Origin of the sequence: Bacteroides sp. AF34-31BH (assembly GCF_003602795.1) — a bacterium.
In the GTDB taxonomy this organism is placed as follows: Bacteria; Bacteroidota; Bacteroidia; order Bacteroidales; family Bacteroidaceae; genus Bacteroides; species Bacteroides uniformis.
In genome coordinates this window covers 177,786-197,121 of record NZ_QTLV01000008.1, presented here as the reverse complement: position 1 = coordinate 197,121, position 19,336 = coordinate 177,786, and the positions used below count along the sequence as shown (strand labels likewise).

At 49.1% G+C, this 19,336-nt stretch carries 14 protein-coding genes and 1 pseudogene; 7 read left to right on the top strand and 8 right to left on the bottom strand.

The window, feature by feature from the left end:
- Nucleotides 1-471, top strand: a pseudogene (fucI, locus tag DWZ67_RS13515) (L-fucose isomerase); the annotation flags it as partial.
- Nucleotides 472-894: 423 nt separating this feature from the next.
- On the opposite strand, the gene DWZ67_RS13510 reads toward fucI, so the two are convergent.
- The 3 genes from DWZ67_RS13510 to DWZ67_RS13495 form a co-directional block, all read right to left on the bottom strand.
- Nucleotides 895-1,473: a hypothetical protein gene (locus DWZ67_RS13510; protein ID WP_117680958.1), complete on the bottom strand. Its 579-nt coding sequence runs from the start codon at nt 1,471-1,473 to the stop codon at nt 895-897.
- A gap of 125 nt (nt 1,474-1,598) precedes the next feature.
- Nucleotides 1,599-3,392, bottom strand: coding sequence for a BACON domain-containing protein (locus DWZ67_RS20620; RefSeq protein WP_165852477.1), 1,794 nt, complete (start codon nt 3,390-3,392; stop codon nt 1,599-1,601).
- Nucleotides 3,393-4,247: 855 nt separating this feature from the next.
- Nucleotides 4,248-4,829, bottom strand: coding sequence for a hypothetical protein (locus tag DWZ67_RS13495; protein WP_374937100.1), 582 nt, complete (start codon nt 4,827-4,829; stop codon nt 4,248-4,250).
- 246 nt (nt 4,830-5,075) lie between these two features.
- Between DWZ67_RS13495 and DWZ67_RS13490 the strand changes: the two genes are divergently transcribed.
- The 3 genes from DWZ67_RS13490 to uxuA all read left to right on the top strand — a co-directional run bounded on the left by DWZ67_RS13490 (nt 5,076) and on the right by uxuA (nt 8,440).
- Nucleotides 5,076-6,293 (top strand): transposase, encoded by a 1,218-nt coding sequence (locus tag DWZ67_RS13490; RefSeq protein WP_117866475.1) that lies wholly within the window; start codon nt 5,076-5,078, stop codon nt 6,291-6,293.
- Nucleotides 6,294-6,420: 127 nt separating this feature from the next.
- Nucleotides 6,421-7,233, top strand: coding sequence for an SDR family oxidoreductase (locus DWZ67_RS13485; protein WP_057097399.1), 813 nt, complete (start codon nt 6,421-6,423; stop codon nt 7,231-7,233).
- Between the two features lie 34 nt (nt 7,234-7,267).
- Entirely contained in the window at nt 7,268-8,440 is a 1,173-nt protein-coding gene (gene uxuA, locus DWZ67_RS13480) for a mannonate dehydratase (protein ID WP_117680966.1), read from the top strand.
- A gap of 134 nt (nt 8,441-8,574) precedes the next feature.
- Here the strand turns inward: uxuA and DWZ67_RS13475 are convergent, their stop codons facing one another.
- The 4 genes from DWZ67_RS13475 to DWZ67_RS13460 all read right to left on the bottom strand — a co-directional run bounded on the left by DWZ67_RS13475 (nt 8,575) and on the right by DWZ67_RS13460 (nt 15,177).
- Entirely contained in the window at nt 8,575-9,261 is a 687-nt protein-coding gene (locus tag DWZ67_RS13475) for an MIP family channel protein (RefSeq protein ID WP_022401890.1), read from the bottom strand.
- A gap of 281 nt (nt 9,262-9,542) precedes the next feature.
- On the bottom strand, nt 9,543-11,768 hold the full coding sequence (locus DWZ67_RS13470; RefSeq protein WP_009037433.1) for a glycoside hydrolase family 3 C-terminal domain-containing protein: 2,226 nt from the start codon (nt 11,766-11,768) through the stop codon (nt 9,543-9,545).
- Between the two features lie 360 nt (nt 11,769-12,128).
- Nucleotides 12,129-13,379, bottom strand: a complete 1,251-nt coding sequence (locus DWZ67_RS13465; protein WP_005833887.1) for a glycoside hydrolase family 5 protein — start codon at nt 13,377-13,379, stop codon at nt 12,129-12,131.
- A gap of 205 nt (nt 13,380-13,584) precedes the next feature.
- Nucleotides 13,585-15,177, bottom strand: coding sequence for a DUF6377 domain-containing protein (locus DWZ67_RS13460; RefSeq protein WP_035447844.1), 1,593 nt, complete (start codon nt 15,175-15,177; stop codon nt 13,585-13,587).
- Between the two features lie 106 nt (nt 15,178-15,283).
- Here DWZ67_RS13460 and DWZ67_RS13455 point away from each other — a divergent pair, with 106 nt between their 5' ends.
- The 3 genes from DWZ67_RS13455 to DWZ67_RS13445 all read left to right on the top strand — a co-directional run bounded on the left by DWZ67_RS13455 (nt 15,284) and on the right by DWZ67_RS13445 (nt 18,050).
- The gene (locus DWZ67_RS13455; protein ID WP_120139062.1) at nt 15,284-16,468 is read left to right on the top strand and encodes a DUF5009 domain-containing protein; all 1,185 of its coding nucleotides are present in this window, start codon (nt 15,284-15,286) and stop codon (nt 16,466-16,468) included.
- On the top strand, nt 16,468-17,055 hold the full coding sequence (locus DWZ67_RS13450) for an epoxyqueuosine reductase QueH (protein WP_009037437.1): 588 nt from the start codon (nt 16,468-16,470) through the stop codon (nt 17,053-17,055). The genes DWZ67_RS13455 and DWZ67_RS13450 overlap by 1 nt, the downstream gene beginning before the upstream one ends.
- An 89-nt stretch (nt 17,056-17,144) precedes the next feature.
- Nucleotides 17,145-18,050: an alkaline phosphatase gene (locus DWZ67_RS13445; RefSeq protein ID WP_120139060.1), complete on the top strand. Its 906-nt coding sequence runs from the start codon at nt 17,145-17,147 to the stop codon at nt 18,048-18,050.
- A 9-nt stretch (nt 18,051-18,059) separates the two neighbouring features.
- On the opposite strand, the gene DWZ67_RS13440 is transcribed toward DWZ67_RS13445, so the two are convergent.
- Nucleotides 18,060-19,307, bottom strand: a complete 1,248-nt coding sequence (locus DWZ67_RS13440) for a M16 family metallopeptidase (protein ID WP_009037438.1) — start codon at nt 19,305-19,307, stop codon at nt 18,060-18,062.
- Nucleotides 19,308-19,336 lie beyond the last annotated feature (29 nt).

Below are 19,336 nucleotides of genomic sequence, written 5' to 3'. Positions count from 1 at the left end.
CCGGCCAGTCGCGAATATATGCGTGGCGGTGGTTATTCTTCCCAGTTCCTGACCCGTGGTGAAATGCCGGTAACAATGTGCCGTCTGAATCTCGTAAAAGGTCAAGGTCCGGTATTACAGATTGCCGAAGGCTGGACAGTAAACTTGGATAAGGATGTCTTCAAGGCCATCAATGAACGTACTGACCGTACATGGCCTTCCACTTTCTTCGCTCCACGTCTGACAGGTAAGGGATATTTCCGTGATGTATATACCGTTATGAATAACTGGGGGGCTAACCATGGCGCTATCAGTTATGGCCATATCGGTGCTGACTTGATTACTCTGGCTTCCATGCTTCGTATCCCGGTATGCATGCACAATGTTTCTGAGGAGGATATTTTCCGTCCCAGTGCATGGACCGCTTTTGGCGAGGATATGGAAGGCAGTGACTATAGGGCTTGCAAGAATTACGGACCTCTCTATAAATAAAGGACACAGGCGTTATGTTGAAATCAACCAAACTGAAAAACACTCTGCTGGCAGGTGCAACTGCAATACTTGTATTATGCGATGGGTAAAAGAAATGGGGGCTGGACAGTTATATTTATGATACCTGGATTTTGAAAAGACGTGGAATTGAAGATATGTCAACGGAGTTTTGGGGATATGTATTATAAGGGGGATGTGTGGTTTACAACCAATCTACTAAGAACTAGCTCTCCCCCTTTAATGAATAAGTTCTATCGCTGTTTGTGTCGTAATTGAGAACTACCATCTGCTGAACGGTATGTGTGGTGTGAATAGGAATCATATATTTGTTAATTACTACTTTTTATCCAGCGGGAACACACCATTCCGTCATAACCGTTATATTTGTCAGTTCCGGAATGTATCGTTTCCCTACGCCGTATTTCAGTTGATCCAACCCACTACAGTATCTCCCTTATAACCTTTTTCCCAAACAAACCGGGCATAGGCGATAGCATTCCCATTTGCCTGAGCTGCTGTAAAATCCCCACCTTTGGCAACAACAGCACGGGAAGAAAAGACATGGATTTTTCGTGGCGGATTGGTCTGAAAGAACGGTTTACGTCTTTTTCCCTCCAAGAATGTCAGCTTCAGGAACATGGCTGCTTTGGTTCCTTCATCCGATATATCCAAGGCTTTCTCTATAAATTCCAGGGCTATCTTATAAGGAGGTTTGGTAATGATAGCTCCATAAGGGTTTTCGGTGGCTTTCAGGAAATCAACGCCACCGGTACCATAACCTCGGTTCATCAGGTCAGTGGAATAAACCTCCTTGCCTAATTCTATCATCCTTTTAGACAGGTGCCCCATTCCACAGGCAGGTTCCCATATAGTATCAGGAAACTTCTCCACCTCGAATAACCTGTCTATGGCTTCAGGGAATGTAGCATAAAAATCATGTTCCTCCCTTGTTGTATCAGAGTGGTTGGACGCTCCGATTGTAGTATATATTGTACTTTTCATAGTTAACCCATTGTGTTTGTTGTTATTATCTATGCTGCTATAATCTTTCCTCCCCACTGATCGGCCATCGCATCCGCTATTACCTGACATAAGGAGACAGTATCACTGCCGGATTCCTACAGAGTCTACTCCAGGAAGGAGTAGCGGTAGGTTTCATCCTCTGAAGGCCTGACACTGCCGGTTCCGGATACCACACCCGGATAGTCCCCGGCGAAAGTATAGCATTTCCGGGCTGACGATGTCGTACTTCCGGAGGATATCGTGAAAGCGTAGTTCTCCGCACCCGCCCCGAGGGAGGAACCGTAGGTGAGCCTGCATTCCACGATGACAGTGGAGGCGACTTTATAACTGGCGGATGCATATACGCTGTAAATGTCATAGGCACCATCCTTGCTTTGCCAGCTGTAACTCAGATGTATGAAGTTGACGGACTTGATATCTGCACCCATCTGTTCCAAAGGGACGTTTATGTTGGCAGAGTCTGACTTATAACTACTAGTAGAACCACTATAATCAGATGTTTGTGTCTGTGTCAATTCCAAATTACCCTCTCGACTTGATGTACTGCTATTCGCACCTGCTGTTACAGAAGTTCCTGAAACAGAAAATCCAGTTCCACTACTTATTCTTCCGGAATAACTTGACCAAGTAGACCAGGAACCTGCACTTTCATCAGTCAGACTCCCATTGGTATAAGTCAATGTAACCGGTCGTCTCCTGGAAGTAACTGTTACAGACTGCGTTCCACCATCTGCGCTGAAACTTAATGAGGCAGGACTTACGGAAAATTCATACTGATATTCAGTTTTTGTAGTTATATCTACATACCTATCTTGAGTTAAACTGGCAGATGCTGATGGTTTTGTTCCGGTAAGATCGGAAGTATAGTCACAGGTAACTGTCAGGGTTCCGCTTCTTCCGGATGTAGTGCTTGTATTGGAAGTTACATTGACAGTGACTGTACCTCCACTTTGTGATCTGGAAAATCCTGCTCCACTAATGGAAGAACTGTAATTATTTCCTATTGTACTCCAAGAACCCCAAGAAGAAGATGTTACCGGTTTGGACCTTTGTTCAACAGTTACAGTAAAATCGTGGGAACCTGCACTGGATGAGAAATTATGAGAAATTGGAGAAATTGATATTCTGTAATCATAATCAGCCGGTGCACCATCCTGACTTAATGAGACGTAAGCTGTATCTCCGGCATTGGAAACTGTAACAGTACCGGTATTTGCACTGAATGTTGTGTTACTTCCTTCAGGAGTCACTGTATTACCTGAGATAGAGAAATAAGAGCTTCCTGAAGTTATTGATGAATTATAGGATGCAGAATATGAACTTCCATTATTCTGCCAGTCTCCCCAATCTCCCCAGGTACTACCTCCATCATATGAATATCTATATCTTATTTGATCCTGGGCTCTTGACGTTACCGAGAAGGACTTTCCGGACGTACTGCCATAATCCCAATTTAATGATGTAGGAGTTGTAGAAATGCCATAGACTGTCTGAGTATCACTTTGACTAAGAACACCTGCTTCCTGATCAATTTCAACCCAATCAATAGCTCCTCCATAAGATGCCGTAATTCTGGTGCTTCTTTCCGCACCATTGTTAACTGATACCGTTAATGTTACAGAAGTTCCAGAGCCGGATGATAAGGAGAAACCGGAAGTATCGGACAAACTCAGTGAAGGAGTTCCCGTATCATTTGCTGAAGATGTTGAACCCGAACTCCAAGTATGTGTACCGGTTCTTGTCGCACTTGCCCTTACTGTTGTAGTACCACCCTCCCTGGGGAAATTTGTTCTATCAGCGCTGACAGACACGTTCCAGGGGTTCCAGGATGTTTTTTCAATCCTATTCTCAGCCTGACTGACATCAGCGTTTGATACTGGGCTGGATTTACCGTTCATCGTGATAGTCAGTGAGACAGTAGCCACAGTAGTTTGACTCGATACAGTTGTACCTTTAGATCCAATATCGGCCAAACCACTCGAGGAATTTACGGTTGCTGTCCCAGAGATTCTATTAAATGTCGGAGTCCCGCCGGATGTGAGTGTCGTGGTTTTTCCGGATACCCAATATACAGTCTGTTCGTAGGAGTAACCGGGTAATGAACTACCTCCGGCGGCCGGGATAACCGTAGGATAGCTGAAAGATCTGATTCTTGGATTGCCATAACCATCTCCATCCGGTTTGATAGAATCCGCATTTTGTTTATGAGTTGCGGTAGCTGTTTTCTTGGGATCAGAACCGAAAGATTCGGATTGGGTCCATGTAATAGTACCGCTTGGCTGTGTCGATCCGGTATTTGCTCCATAACTGATAGTATCACTCGCGGCGGTCCATGTTCCGGAACCTACCGTTTGATTGTTACTAGAGGTATAAGCCACGTCTGTCTGTGACCCCTCCACATAGATACGGTTGCCCGCATTACTGTAACTGTACTGTCTCTTATACGAGGTCACCGTGAATTTCCGTGAACCTCCCGCCGCGGATATGGTAGCTGTCGTAGGAGTCACGGAGAAAGTATATTCCCAGTCAAGACGCTCGATATGGTCTTCGGGAACAAGCTGGTCGGCCGCATAGGTGTAGCCTTTCTTTATATGCAACCCGGCCGATTCAATCTGACTTCTTGTAGGACACATCATCGTATCTCCCGTGAAAGAGCCGGGTTTGAGTGTGTTGCAGAAGTCCTTTGTCGCTATTCTGAAATATTGTGCCATCTTGTTATTTGTTCTTGTTTTGATTCATACATTATAGTGCAATTATGCCGCCATTTTTCCTCCCCACTGATTAGCCATCGCATCCGCTATCCCGGGGAAAGTCTTGCTTCTCAGTTTTCTCCTTTCTTCAGGCGACACACCCGAGAAGAATATATCGGAGGTCCATTTCTGCATCCGGTTACCGTTCCTGAATGTCAGTACCTCACCTTTCCCTACTATATTTGTAGGTACCAGGAGAGGCAGGTTCTTCAACCACAGACAGGTCTTCTTGCTTGCTTCATGACCGAACATCCAAGGCTCTATAATCTGGTCAGGTTTTCTCCACCGGCTGCTCATAATGCCTACTGGATTTTCAATAGCTAGTTTATTCACTCCAATCCTTGAAACATCCATGAAGAACTGAACTGCTTCTTCACGGTCTTTGGCTCTGTCGGGGAACTTCGGATGGGGTCTTCTCTGTTCTGTCGGAAGGTTCTTATCGTCGGGGTGATAATACCATCTTGCACCCGAGACAGCAAGAAAAGTGCAGGGTGGATGGGCTATGACCAAATCCCAGTTACCGTCAAGGAAGTGTTTGGTACCGTTCTCCAAAGTTCCCCCACGATTGGCTATCACGTCAAACATATCCCCTTTGAAATGATACTCGGGAAATCCACCGCTGCAATCCTGAAGAGGGTGTGTCAAAATACAATAGTCCGTTAAATTTTTCGTAGGAACACAAGGTTAGAAGCAAGCCACAGAAAGTATCGCGAATAAGATAGGACGTAACAAATAGAAAACAAATGATTTATGTAACAAGATATAACATCTAAAAATCGGCTATCTTGCTGATTTTCAATAACTTTATAAGTGAAAAACAAACATAAAGTTATGCTGATAACCAACTTGATAAGCCGATATATGGAGCTCTGCAAAGCAGCATTTTTATTCTGTGGTGGGGCGAAGTTAAACAAAAGTATCCAATCAAACATCATGGAGATGCTATTTCTTTTGATGGTAATACCTAGGAAAGTGAATTTTACCCAAATGGGACGCTATGGTAAACGTGGTGAACAATGTTATAGGCAGACCGCCGAACGTAGCGTTGACTGGCTTGAGATGAACATGTGGCTAAGCGCTTACGCTTTCAAAAAAGGAAAGGGACGCAATGCTATAGCCATTGACCCAAGCTACATCAAAAAGTCTGGCAAGTGTACTCCGTACATGGGTTTGTTTTGGTCAGGGTGTGCAGGTGCTGTCAAGAGAGGTCTTGAGATTCTTGGAATAGGTGTTATCGATGTTGACCTACACGAATGCATGATGTTAAAGGCCATACAAACAACATTAGCCAAGGACAAAGAGAATAACGACATGAGTCTATACGATTGGTATGCCAAGGCATTATCAGACAACAAACAAATACTACAACGTATTACAAATGTTCTTGTCGCAGACTCTGCATTTTCAAAGAAGCCATTTATAGACAATATGCTTGGAATAGGTTTTAATGTGGTAAGCCGTCTTCGGCATGATGCTGCATTGTATTATCTGTGGGAAGGCGATCCTACAGGCAAACCCGGGCGTCCACGTGTAAAAGGTGAGAAGATAGACTTCAAAAACATAGACAAATCCAAGGTTGCGATACTTGACACGGACGAGTCTAATGGACAAGTGTATGCCTTGAAAGCATGGTGCAAGTCCCTACATCGAAAAATATCACTTGTCATACACATTTTGCCAAAGGGCGGACATCGGTTGTATTTCTCTACAGATGAAAGCATGAGCGGACGTGATGTCATGGAGTATTACTGTACACGCTTTCAGATTGAGTTCTGTTTCCGTGACGCAAAACAGTTTGTAGGACTTACTGACTCTCAGGCGCGTGACACGAGAAAACTTGATTTTGCGTTCAACTCCTCATTTACAGCCGTGAATGTTGCGAAAATAATGTGCAGTGAATACAATCTCTCTATCTGGAGGCTTAAAGCTCTGATTATCAACGCATACTACGCCCAAAGAATTATTGACGTGTTCGAGAATAACCCGAACACGCAATTAAATCATGAGATAGTGAATGAAATATTTGGATTCGCTGCTGATGCAGCATGAAATTTAACGAAGTATTGATGATAAATACATCTTTTTTGTACGATTGCAAGTGCAGCACAACGGATTATTCCGTATTTTTGCAACGCTAATCAAATAAAACACAACATAATTTTTAAATGAACGAATCATGAAAAACTTATTTGACATTAAAGACAAAGTAGTGGTCATAACCGGCGGAACAGGAGTATTGGGGAAAGCCATCGCCTTTCATCTGGCAGAAGAAGGTGCAAAGGTCGTCATTTTGGGACGCAAGGCAGAAATAGGGGACGCCATTGCCGGAGAAATCAAGGCAAACGGTGGAGAAGCCATGTTCCTGACAACCGACGTGATGAACCGTGAACTACTGGAACAGAACTTGGCTGACATCCTGAAAGCCTATGGCCGCATAGATGCCCTGCTGAATGCAGCCGGCGGAAATATGCCGGGCGCCACCATCGCGCCCACGGGCACTTTCTTCGATTTGAAGATAGAAGAGTTCCAACGGGTGCTTGAATTAAACCTGACCGGTACCGTACTGCCTACACAAGTCTTCCTCAAACCGATGGTGGAGCAGAAGGCAGGTGCTATTGTCAACTTCTCCAGCATGGCTGCTTTCCGCCCCATGACGCGTGTAGCCGGATATGCTGCCGCAAAAGCCGGTATCTCCAATTTTACAGCCTTCATGGCTACGGAAGTTGCCAAGAAGTTTGGTGAAGGTATTCGTGTAAATGCCATCGCACCCGGATTTTTCCTCACAGAGCAGAACCGTGCCCTGCTGACGAACCCGGATGGAAGCTACACGGAACGTGGGCAAGATGTGATTCGCCAAACTCCCTTCGGACGTATGGGCCGTGCAGAAGAGCTTTGCGGAACCATCCAATACCTCATCAGCGATGCTTCCAGCTTTGTCACCGGTACGGTGGCTGTAGTGGACGGAGGGTTCAACGCATTCGCCATGTAAATAGTAAATTGCAAATCATCAAACAATAAATAACATGATTCTTTGTGAACAAACCTGGCGCTGGTACGGTCCCAACGACCCGGTAAGCCTTTGGGACATCAAACAAGCCGGGGCTACCGGCATTGTAAACGCCTTGCATCATATTCCAAACGGGGAAATATGGACAGTAGAGGAAATCAAGAAACGGAAAGAAATAATTGAAGCCGTCGGTCTGCGCTGGTCTGTAGTAGAAAGTGTACCCGTACACGAACATATCAAGACCCAAACCGGAGACTTCCAGAAGTATATCGACAACTATAAAGAGAGCTTGCGTAACCTGGGCAAATGCGGCATTCACATTGTCACCTACAACTTTATGCCCGTACTGGACTGGACACGTACCGACCTCGCCTACGAACTACCCGACGGCAGTCGTGCCCTCCGCTTTGAACGTGCCGCTTTCATCGCCTTCGACCTCTTCCTGCTACGTCGTCCCGGTGCAGAAGGCGAATACACCGATGAAGAAAAGGCCAAAGCCCGTGCCCGCTTCGAACAGATGACAGAGGCAGACAAACAACTGCTTGTACGCAACATGATTGCCGGACTTCCCGGCTCAGAAGAAAGCTTCACCCTGGAACAGTTCCAACAGGAACTGGACCGCTACAAGGGCATCACTCCGGAACGCCTGCGTGCCAACCTGATCTATTTCCTGCAAGAAATCACTCCGGTAGCCGACGAAGCAGGTGTCATGCTCGTTATCCATCCGGACGACCCACCTTGCTCCATCCTTGGCCTGCCACGCATCATGAGCTGTGCTGCCGATTTCCAGGCACTGATTGACGCTGTTCCCAACAAGAGCAACGGTCTTTGCCTCTGCACCGGTTCGCTCGGTGTAAGCAGCGCCAACGATTGTGCAGTCATCATGCAGCAATTTGCCGACCGCATCAACTTTGTCCATCTGCGCAGTACACAACGCGACGCCGAAGGCAATTTCTACGAAGCCAACCACCTGGAAGGAGACGTGGACATGTATCACGTGATGAAAGCCTTCCTTGAACTGCAACAACGCCGTGGTGTCTCTATCCCGATGCGACCCGACCACGGACACCAGATGGTAGACGACTTGAAGAAGAAAACCAATCCCGGCTATTCCTGTATCGGCCGTCTGCGCGGACTGGCAGAGCTTCGTGGACTGGAAATGGGTATAGCCAAATCGCTGTACGAATAAGGCACAAGATATAGCAAGCATAAGGAAAGAACAGGAAGCCCTCCGTCCGAAACTTTGAAGTTTCGGACGGAGGGCTTCCCTTTATAAGTTTTCTGCCATCAGCCGCCTCTTCTTAAGGCACTGTCTGCCGACATTTATTTACCTTCTTTTGCAGCAAGCACTTTCCATACAACGGCACTCAGCGCAGCACCCACAAACGGAGCTACAATGAACAGCCACAACTGAGAGAGAGCCTCGCCACCCTGGAACAGTGCCGGACCGATGCTACGGGCAGGATTGACAGAAGTTCCCGTAACAGGAATACAAACAATGTGCACTAATACCAACGTAAGACCAATGGCCAATCCTGCAAGATTACCCGCCCCCTTCTCGGAATCAGTAGAACCTAACACAACCAGCACAAAGATAAACGTGAACACAGCCTCTGCAATGAATGCCTGCAACATCATTCCGTCAGCAAACCCATTGGAACCGGTAGCCGTAGGACCACCATGAGCGCCCGTAGACACCAATGCATAAAGAATGGCAGAACCGATAACCGCCCCGATAACCTGAAACACCATATACATGGCTGCATCTTTCCCGCTCATCCTGCCGGACAACAGAACGCCCAGGGTAATGGCAGGATTAATATGACAGCCCGAGATTCCTCCGATAGCGTATGCCATCGCCACAACGGACAAGCCGAAAGCAAAAGCCACTCCCAGCGTTCCGACACCTGCACTAACCGCCCCCGCCGCACTTCCGGCAAAGACAGCACTACCACATCCCATCAGGACAAGAACCATTGTCCCGATCATTTCTGCTAAATACTTCTTCATGATAGTTTTTATTAAACATTGATTTCTGCAAAAATAAATATAAAAGATGAAGATCTGCCCAAACACGGCGGTAAAAACTCACCCATTACTACAAAACATCACTGCTTTGACTCTAACATCCAGCATATCTGCATCTTCCTTAGCCAACCCGAAGAAACTCAGAAATATAAGAAAACATATTGGCTTGTAAAGAGTACAAAGAAAGGGTGCAACCTCACGGCCACACCCTCCATCTACACTATCTTTGATAATAACCTAAAAGGAAACTTTATTTTCCTACATCATTTCAATTCAAAAGGAACCGTTCCCTTCACATCGGCTGCCGAAGCTGCTATGACAGCCTCGAACTTGCCCGGTTCGGCCACCCAAGCGTGCTGGGTGTCATCGAAGAAGCTAAGAGCCTCCTTATCAATGGTAAATGTGACTTCCTTTGTTTCGCCCGGAGCCAGTTTCACCTTTTGGAAACCTTTCAGTTCCTTGACGGGACGAGGCAGAGAGGACTTCTTGTCACTGATGTACAGTTGGACAACTTCCTGCCCTTCGCGCGCTCCGGTATTCTTTACAGAAACCTTCACGGTCAGCGTACCGTCGGCCTGCATGGTCTTGCTGTCGGCCGTCGGCTTGCCATATTCGAAAGTGGTATAGCTCAAACCGTGGCCGAAGGGGAACAACGGTTTCACCTTCTTCTGCTTATCGGCCCAACGGTAGCCCACGAAGATGCTTTCATTATACTTGATGTCGATGATGTCCTTGCTCCGTTTGCCGGTATATTCGCCCAAGCTGTGGGCCGGGCAGTCCTCCAGCTTCACGGGGAAGGTGAACGGAAGCTTGCCGCTGGGATTGACATCACCCATGAGGATGGCGGCAAGGGAACTGCCGGCTTCGGAACCCAGATACCAGTCCTGCACGATGGCAGGCACCTCGTTCACCCACGGCATGGCAATGGCGTTGCCGGAGATGTTGACGACAATCAGATTCTTGTTCGCCTCGGCCAGTGCGGAGATAACGGCATCCTGACCGTAGGACAAGCCCAGACCCTTACGGTCGGAGTCCTCGCAGTCCTGGCCGTTGCTCTTGTTCAAGCCGCCGATGAAGATGACATAATCGGCATCCCGGGCCTCTTTCACGGCTTCAGCTATCAGCTCTTCGGGAGTACGGTCATCCTTCAGATTCTGTCCGGTCACCACCCCGTTGTATTCACCGCTTGCATCGCCCACGTAGCCACGGGCATAGACCACCTCGGCCTTGCCGGCCACACGCTGCTTGATGCCGTCCAACGGAGAGAGTTCGCGCTGTACCTTCAGGGAAGAACTACCACCGCCTACGGTCATCATCTTGATGGCATTCTCGCCCACTACAAGAATCTTTTTAGCCCGGTTCAGGTCTATCGGGAGCACATTGCCCTTGTTCTGCAACAGTACGATGCCCTCCTCACCGATGCGGCGGGCAGCCTCGTAATGTTCCGGAGAGAGCATGCTTCCCCACGGACGATCGGGGTTCATCACCGTACGGAAGATAAGGCGCAGAATGCGGCGTACCTTGTCGTCCAGTTCCGTGGTACCTACCTTACCTTCGCGGATGAGGTTCAGATAGGGATTTGCCAGATAATAGTTATCGTATGCGTTGCTGGCACCGTTCGAGAGCCCGTTGGTCCAACTGCCGAATTCCATATCCAGCCCGTTGGTGATGGCTTGCCGGGTATCGTGCGTGCCGCCCCAGTCGGAAATGACTACGCCGTCGAATCCCCATTCGCCCTTCAATATATCGTTCAATGTGTATTGGTTGTGACAAAGATGTTGGCCTTTGTATAGGTTGTAGGCACCCATGATGCTCCACGCTCCGCCTTCCTGCACGGCCATCTTGAAAGCAGGCAGATAGATTTCATAAAGAGCACGGTCGTCCACGATGACGTTGGTGGTGTGGCGGTTCACTTCGTGGTTGTTCAAGGCGAAGTGTTTCACGCAGGCAGCCACGCCGTTCTGCTGCACGCCCCGGATATAGGGCGACACCATCTTTCCGGCCAGATAAGGGTCCTCACCCATATACTCGAAGTTGCGTCCGTTGAGCGGTGTGCGGTAGATATTGACACCGGGGCCCAGCAGGACGGACTTGTTGCGGTAGCGCGCCTCTTCACCGATGCTCTGTCCGTAAAGGAGAGACATTTCGGGGTTCCAGGTTGCCGCCAGACAGGTCAGGGCAGGGAAAGCCACGCAGGAGTCGTTGGTGCATCCGGCTTGTTCCCACTCGTCCCACAACACATCGGGACGTATGCCGTGGGGGCCGTCGTCCGTCCATACATCGGGAATGCCCAGACGGGGCACACCCGCACTGCTGAACTTGCTTTGCGCATGAGTCAACTTCACTTTCTCTTCCAGGGTCAGACGGCTCAAGGCGTCTTCCACTCTTTCTTCAATAGGTTTGCTTGCGTCCAGATAGACGGGCTTCTGCTGGGCCGAAAGAGGCAGCGCGACAGCGGCCAGAACCAAACCGAATAATACTTTTTTCATTGTTGTATAATTAAGTTGTTATATAAGTAAGCAATCATAATCAGTCCGTACCATTGATAATCCCCAACATACAAGGGAATATGACTTAGCCCTACCTACATAGGAACTGAAGTCCTTACACCCGTATAGTGAGTACCCATAACATCCGGATGTTGTTGTCCAAAACATCCCCATGTTTTACCCCAAAACACCCGGATGTTTTATCCCAATACATCCCCATGTTTTACCCTAAAACATCCGGATGTTTTGGATACTCAGTCCTATGGTGTGTACAGCTCAGTCCCTACCTCTTTCATGCTAAGTCCCGGCATCTCATCCTCTGGGACTTGATACGTACTGTTTGCAGCGAGGCAGCACCCGCTACTTCATTCCCAATGACCGGATATAACCCTCCTGAACCACACAATTCTTCAGTTTGCATGCCTCGATAAAGTCCATCATCGCCTTGCGGGACATGGCCTGCGCGGGACGTGCCTCACGGATTTCCTTGTACGTGGCACGCGGTGCTTCGGAGAAATACACGATGTTTGCCCAGTTCTCCGGCGGAGTGATGCCGACGAAAGAAGAACCGTCCATCTTCTTGTAGGGCCAGAAGGTATAGCCGATGTTGTTCTCGCGCATCGTCTGGCAGAAAGCGGCCTGCCATTCGTCCGTATTGTGGCCTATCTCACCCATGTACATGGGCAGGTTCACACTGTCGCGGAAGTTGATAATCGTCTGGATGGCAGCTTGGGTAGGTTCGCCTCCGTAACGGTGGCAGGTGTACATTATCTTGTCGTCGAACTTGGAGTCCTTGAAAGGCTTGAAATTACCGTTCCATTGCGCACCGCCCAGCAGAATGATGTGGTTGCTGTCCACCTCGCGGATGGCGGCTACACCTTTCTTATATACATCTTCCAGCTTGCCGTTGAGTTCCTCCATGTTCTCGAAGTAAGGGGCAATGGGCTCGTTGAAGAGTTCGTAGCCGAGGATGACCGGTTCGTCCTTGTAGCGGTCGGCTATCCGGCGCCAGATGTCACAGTAGAGTTGCTGGCTGGCTTCGCTGTCGAACAGCCAGGGATAGCCGTAGCTGTCGTCGATGTTGTCGCCTGTCTGTCCGCCGGGAGCGTCGTGCATGTCGAGGATGAGGTACAAGTCCGATTCGCGGCACCACTCTACCAGGCTGTCCACGCGGGCAAATCCGTCCTGGGCGGCGGTCAGCCCCATATAGTCCTCGTCGGTAAACAGCTTGTAGTGGAAAGGCAGGCGGATGGTGTTGGCACCCTGCTCCTTGATGAAGCGGATGTCCTCGCGCGTTACATAATTGTCCTTGAATGCTTTCCAGAAGTCGGCCGTAAAGTCCGGTCCCACCAACTGGCAGAACATCTCATTGATGAAACGGCCGGAATTGGTCTTGTTGAACTTGAACATGTATCCTTCCGGATTCAGCCAGTTGCCCAGGTTGGTACCCATGATGAAGAGTTTGGTACCGTCGGGCTTTATCAAGTCCTGACCCTGAATGGTTACGAATGCATCCGAAGTTACTTCTTTTGTCGCTTGTTTCTCACCGCATCCCGCAAGACCCAAAGACAGCAAGGCGATGGAAATGCTTGTCGCTAATAAATGTTTCATGGCAATAATTTTGGTTATAGTATTAGTTGCGATATTCGCTTTTGCTTCCCCAAAGTTAGGAAAGATAAGAACACCTCGTACCGGCGAATCGGGAATAGGTGGAAGAAGTGAAGAAGCATGAACAAACAAACAACTAATAATCAGAAATATAATCAGAAGAAGAGAAAGGCAGAAAGTGGATTCAAAAAGCCAGTTTGACGTATTGTCAGCGTATCTGCATCAGCCGTATTTCAAAGTCCTCGCGCGAAATGCGGGCCTTGTTCTTCACTTTGGCACGGTAATTATAGATGGTGTTTACGGAATAACGGAGGAATTCTGCAATCTGCGAACTGTCGTCGATGCCCAGACGAATCAAGGCGAAAATGCGGAGTTCCGTATTCAGCAACTCGCCTTTACGGAGCACGATGCGTTCTTCGGGCTGCAGCAAGTCATTGAATTTATCGACAAAATCGGGGAAAAGGTGCAAGAAGGCAGTATCAAAGTTATCATAGAGTTCCTTCAGTCCGGTGTCCAGCACCTCGCGGGAACGCACCATCTTCAGCAGCTCTTCCATCTGCCCGGCAGAGATTTTCTTGTTGACCATCCGCCGGTAGGTATCCAGCCGGTTGATATAAACGGAGCAGAGATTCATGAAACGGCCCACATACTCCTCCTTGATGTTGTTTGAGAGTTGCAGTTGCTCGTTGGCATGCTCCAGCTTGTTCCGTGCGGCAGAGAGTCGCTGCATCTGCCGGTAGATAAAGCCCACTGCCACCACCAACAGCACAATCAAAGCGCTGATGAGCCAGAGGTACAGCCGGAGCCGGTCATTCTGCTTCTCACGCATGGCCTGATAAGTGAGGTCTATCAGTGAAAGGATGCCGGCAGTCTGGAGGCTGCGGCTACGGGCGTTGTATCGGTTGGTTTCGTCCCACGAGAAACGGATGTAACGGTAGGCATGCTCCATATCCCCTTCCTCATAAAGAAGTTCCGCCAGGTTCCAGAGTGAGGCATGGTCTGTGATGCTCAGGCGAATATCGGTCAGTGCAGACAAAGCCAGATAGCGCTTCTCCTCCTCCCGGTTCCCGAGCCGGCGGTAGAGCAATGAGCGCTGATAGGTCACCAGCGCATATTCGGGAGTATTGGGCTTGGCATGTGCCAGACGCGTATCATTGATGCTCAAGGCTTCGTCCGGATGGCCTGCAGCGGCCTCCCGCGTCTCTCTTCGTTCCAGATAGAGGGGGGATGAAGGCAGAAGTACCTGCATCAAAGAATCGTCATAATGGGTAGCCAAAGCCTGATAATGCTTCTTGAAAGAATCGTCCAGCGTATAGAAACTCAGTTCTGTGTAAAGTTTATGACAGGCATTGTAATAGTCCGGCAGCAGATGGGAGGGAAGGGAGGCTTTGTCCGTCTGCCTCAAGAGTTCGGCGGCTTCCTCGTACATGCCTGCCGAAGCCATCAGGTGGGCAAGCTCCAGCCTTGTTTCGAGTGCTCCATTCCGTTGGCCATAGCGTTCTGCCCAATCCAGATTGACACGAAGATAATGGATGGCAGAGTCGCAGATATATGCCTTGTACTCCTTATAAATTTCTCCATTCCATCGAAAAAAAGAGAGATTGGCGGTGTCGGCATCCAGCAATTGGCACTTCAGCCGGGCAATGCGCCCTTCACGCACGGCGACATAGTGCCGATGCGCCTCGATAGCCTCATCCAAAGAAGCCGTCAGTGCAGTGAAAGACGACGTGCCGGCAGCCAAAGCCACACTTTGCCATACCACGACGGCAAGAAAACAAAAAATGAACAATCTCCTTTCCATGACCATAAAGTTCATGCAAATATAGCAAGAAATCCTGCAAAGCAGTAGCATCGGAAAGAATAGTTTCCTATATTTGCGTTCAAAACCCCCAAACAAATTATCTATCATGAAAAGCTTAACACTCCAACGGATTGCCGCGGTAGACGTATTCCGCGCACTCACCATGTTCCTCATGCTCTTTGTCAACGACATTCCCGGACTGAAAAACGTGCCCCACTGGCTGATGCATGCCAGGATGGACGAAGACATGATGGGATTCTCCGACACCATCTTCCCTGCTTTCCTTTTCTGCATGGGCATGTCCGTATCCTTTGCCATACAAAACCGGTACAAAAAAGGAGACAGCACCCTGCAAGTCGTGGCCCATATCTTCTGGCGGACAGTGGCGCTGATTGCCATGGGACTGTTTTCACTGAACAGCGGAGGCATCGAAGGCGGTCTATCGCACCAATGGTTCTCCATCCTGATGGTCATCGGTTTCTTCCTCACCTGGGGGGTATATCCCAAAGCGGTAGGAACGAAAAAGGTCCTTTTCACCGCAATGAAAACAGCAGGCGTGCTTCTGCTTGCCTTCCTCGTCATCTACAAGGACATGAACGGGAAACCGTTCCAGATAAGCTGGTGGGGCATCCTCGGACTTATCGGCTGGACGTATGCGGTATGTGCAGGCATCTATCTATTCACTCGGGAGAACCTGCGGAAGAATGCCATTGCCTGGTTCGTGGTCGTATTGCTTGCCGTAGTCAGCCATTCCGACTTGATACCGGGAGAGTACGGCAGCCGGATTGTCCTGCTTCCCTTTATCCCGAGCGACTGGACGCTGCATGCCCTTGGTATGTCCGGCGTACTGACCTCCCTGCTCATGCAGCGCTATGCCGACCGGGAACGGCCGGGACGGTTCATCGGCATGCTCTGTGCCCTCGGCATAGGAATGCTTGTCCTTGCCCTCGTCTCACACCCGTTCTGGATTATATCCAAAATACAAGCCACACCGACATGGCTGTTCTACTGCCTCGCCATGTTCTTCCCCTTGTTCGGCTTCTTCTACTGGCTGACGGACGTGAAAGGCAAGACCAACTGGTTCGATATTATCAAACCCGCAGGCACGGCAACGCTGACCTGCTATATTATCCCTTACATCTGGTATGCTGTCCAGCAACTGCTGCATCTGCACTATCCCGAAGCATTGGGAAGCGGTGTACCGGGGCTGCTCAAGTCCCTCGTCTTCTCGCTTGTCATTGTGGGGCTGACCGGCCTGCTGGTGAAAGGCAAGATTAAACTGAAAGTATAATGTTGAAAGTCCAAACACCCAACGGTGACCGCAAGGTGCTGCTGCATTCGTGCTGCGCACCTTGCTCCTCTGCCATCATCGAGTGCATGCTGGAGAACGGCATACGCCCCACCGTATTCTACTGCAATCCCAACATCTATCCGCAGGCGGAATATGAGATAAGGAAAAACGAGGCTATCCGTTTCGTAACCTCCAAAAACATCGATTTCATCGATGCAGACTACGATTATGCACACTGGCTGCACACCATGCAAGGCCTGGAGCACGAACCGGAACGCGGCAGCCGTTGCCTGAAGTGCTTCACCCTGCGCCTGACAGAGACAGCCCGCTACGCCTCCGAACACGGTTTCTCCGTATTCACCACTACCCTCGCCTCTTCGCGCTGGAAAAGCCTGGAACAAATCAATGAAGCCGGACGCCGTGCCGCCGCGCTCTACCCGGGCACCCTCTTCTGGGAACAGAACTGGCGGAAAGGCGGACTTCAGGACCGGCGCAACCAACTGCTGAAAGAGTATGACTTCTACAACCAGCAGTATTGCGGCTGTGAATTCAGCATGCAACGGTTGGAAAAGAACGAAACGATATAAAATCGGCCGGATTATGTACGATATCGTACTAAAACTAGGTACGTTTCCCGTAACTTTGTTTCATGTTAACAATAAGAACTAAAGAAAACATGAAGAAACTGACTTTTACATTATTCATCGCCCTAGCAGTGGCATGCCTCTTTTCAGTTCCCTGCAATGCCAAGGGAAAAGCAAAACACGTAGTTTTCATCGGTCTTGACGGCTGGGGTAGCTACAGTGTTCCCAAAGCAGACATCCCCCACATCAAGCAACTGATGGTAGACGGTTCTTATACATTAGAAAAACGGACTGTACTTCCCTCCTCCAGCGCCGTCAACTGGGCAAGCATGTTTATGGGGGCAGGTCCTGAATTGCACGGATATACGCAATGGGGCTCCAAGACTCCCGAGCTTCCGTCACGCGTACTGAACCAGCACGGCATATTTCCTACCATCTTCCAGCTGCTACGTGATGCCCGGCCGGAAGCGGAAATAGGCTGCCTGTATGAATGGGACGGTATCAAATACCTTGTAGACACTCTTGCCTTAAGCCACTATGCGCAAGCGCCCGACTACAACAAACATCCCGAAGCCTTATGCGGTATGGCAGAAAAGTATATCAAGGAGAAACAACCGACCCTTCTTGCCATTTGCTTTGACAACCCCGACCATGTAGGCCATCAAGCCGGACACAATACTCCTGAATATTACGCCAAACTGAAAGAACTCGACGGTTATGTGAGCCGCATCATCCAGGCCGTTACAGAGGCAGGCATGCTGAAAGAAACAATCTTCGTCGTTACTGCCGACCACGGAGGTATTGAAAAAGGACATGGCGGCAAGACCATGCAGGAAATGCAGACTCCCTTCATCATCTCCGGAAAGAACATTAAGAAAGAAGGCGAATTCCACGAAAGCATGATGCAGTATGACGTTGCCTCCACCATTGCCCACATCTTCGGGCTGAAACAGCCACAAGTATGGATAGGACGTCCTATGTTGCAGGTTTTCAAATAAAAAAAGCGGTCAGCGATAAATGAGCGTCGAAAGATAGTCCTCGGCAAACATCTCGTTCGCCACCTCTAACAGAGCTTCCGAAGTGAGCTGTTCAATGCGATGGAACACGGCTTCGGAAGTTTCGCATTTATTATAATGCAGGAAAGTCTTTCCCATACCCAGCGCATTGTTCTCATTATTATCCGAAGCTACACCGATTTGCCCGATAAGCTGCTTCTTGGCGGCCGCAAGCTGCGAGGAAGTCATCCGGACATCACGCAAGCGTTTCAATTCCTTATATACCAGGCGGGTGCAGTAGTCCAAATCTGCAGGGTCGCAACCGAAGTAGATGCAGAAAGTTCCCGTATCGGTATAGGAAGTCAAGTTGGATTCTACGTTATAGACCAGCCCACGACGTTCACGGAGAGAGACGTTCAAGCGGCTGTTCATGCCCGGGCCACCCAAGACATTGTTCAGCAGGTAAAGTGCGGTGCGCTTGTCATCGTATGCATTATATCCCCGGCTGCCAATCATGACATGTGCCTGGTGAGTATCCTTATGCACTACAAGATGCTCGGGTACATAGAGGGGCGGCAGAGTACGACCATAATGCACCGGTGTTGCCGGTATATCCGCCAGAAGTTTTTTTGCCATAAGCACAACTTTCTTGAAACTCAGATTACCCAGAACAAAGAAAACCATATTGTTGGGATGGTAGAAGCGGGCAGTGAATGCGGCAGCATCCTCACTGCGAAACTGCTTTAACTGCTCGGGATTGCCCAGAATGTTGCGTCCCAAGGGATGCCCCCTGAATATCAAGTCCTCAAAATCATCGAAGATTAGCTCGGAAGGGTTGTCTTCGTAGGATTGTATCTCGTCGATAATCACCTCTGTCTCCTTCTCTATCTCGCGTTGCGGAAAGGTGGAGTGGAATACAATATCCACCAGAAGTTCGAAGGCACGGCCGAAATGCTCGGTCAGGAAAGCAGAGTAAATCACCGTCTCTTCCTTGTTGGTGTAAGCGTTGAGGTCACCGCCCACATTCTCCATGCGGTTCAGAATGTGCCATGCCTTGCGCTTGGCGGTACCTTTAAATATAAGGTGCTCCACAAAATGCGCCATACCCTGCTCGTTTTCAAGCTCGTCGCGCGTACCCGCATCTACGGCAAAACCACAATAAGCCACTTTGGAGGCTGAGGGTTCGTGAATGATGCGCATGCCATTGGGCAGAGTATATTGATTGAAAGTTGGCAGTAAATTTTCTTTTAAGTTCTTCATTCTGACGTTTCAAACTATTTGAGGCGACA

Bases quoted from the DNA above. Each gene is read 5' to 3' on its own strand.
- DWZ67_RS13440 (WP_009037438.1), bottom strand. From the start codon at position 19,307: ATGAAGAACTTAAAAGAAAATTTACTGCCAACTTTCAATCAATATACT.
- DWZ67_RS13465 (WP_005833887.1), bottom strand. From the start codon at position 13,379: ATGAAACATTTATTAGCGACAAGCATTTCCATCGCCTTGCTGTCTTTG.
- DWZ67_RS13450 (WP_009037437.1), top strand. From the start codon at position 16,468: ATGTTGAAAGTCCAAACACCCAACGGTGACCGCAAGGTGCTGCTGCAT.
- DWZ67_RS13495 (WP_374937100.1), bottom strand. From the start codon at position 4,829: ATGTTTGACGTGATAGCCAATCGTGGGGGAACTTTGGAGAACGGTACC.
- DWZ67_RS13490 (WP_117866475.1), top strand. From the start codon at position 5,076: ATGCTGATAACCAACTTGATAAGCCGATATATGGAGCTCTGCAAAGCA.
- DWZ67_RS13455 (WP_120139062.1), top strand. From the start codon at position 15,284: ATGAAAAGCTTAACACTCCAACGGATTGCCGCGGTAGACGTATTCCGC.
- DWZ67_RS13475 (WP_022401890.1), bottom strand. From the start codon at position 9,261: ATGAAGAAGTATTTAGCAGAAATGATCGGGACAATGGTTCTTGTCCTG.
- DWZ67_RS13470 (WP_009037433.1), bottom strand. From the start codon at position 11,768: ATGAAAAAAGTATTATTCGGTTTGGTTCTGGCCGCTGTCGCGCTGCCT.
- DWZ67_RS13460 (WP_035447844.1), bottom strand. From the start codon at position 15,177: ATGGAAAGGAGATTGTTCATTTTTTGTTTTCTTGCCGTCGTGGTATGG.
- DWZ67_RS13445 (WP_120139060.1), top strand. From the start codon at position 17,145: ATGAAGAAACTGACTTTTACATTATTCATCGCCCTAGCAGTGGCATGC.
- DWZ67_RS20620 (WP_165852477.1), bottom strand. From the start codon at position 3,392: ATGAACGGTAAATCCAGCCCAGTATCAAACGCTGATGTCAGTCAGGCT.
- DWZ67_RS13510 (WP_117680958.1), bottom strand. From the start codon at position 1,473: ATGAAAAGTACAATATATACTACAATCGGAGCGTCCAACCACTCTGAT.
- DWZ67_RS13485 (WP_057097399.1), top strand. From the start codon at position 6,421: ATGAAAAACTTATTTGACATTAAAGACAAAGTAGTGGTCATAACCGGC.
- uxuA (WP_117680966.1), top strand. From the start codon at position 7,268: ATGATTCTTTGTGAACAAACCTGGCGCTGGTACGGTCCCAACGACCCG.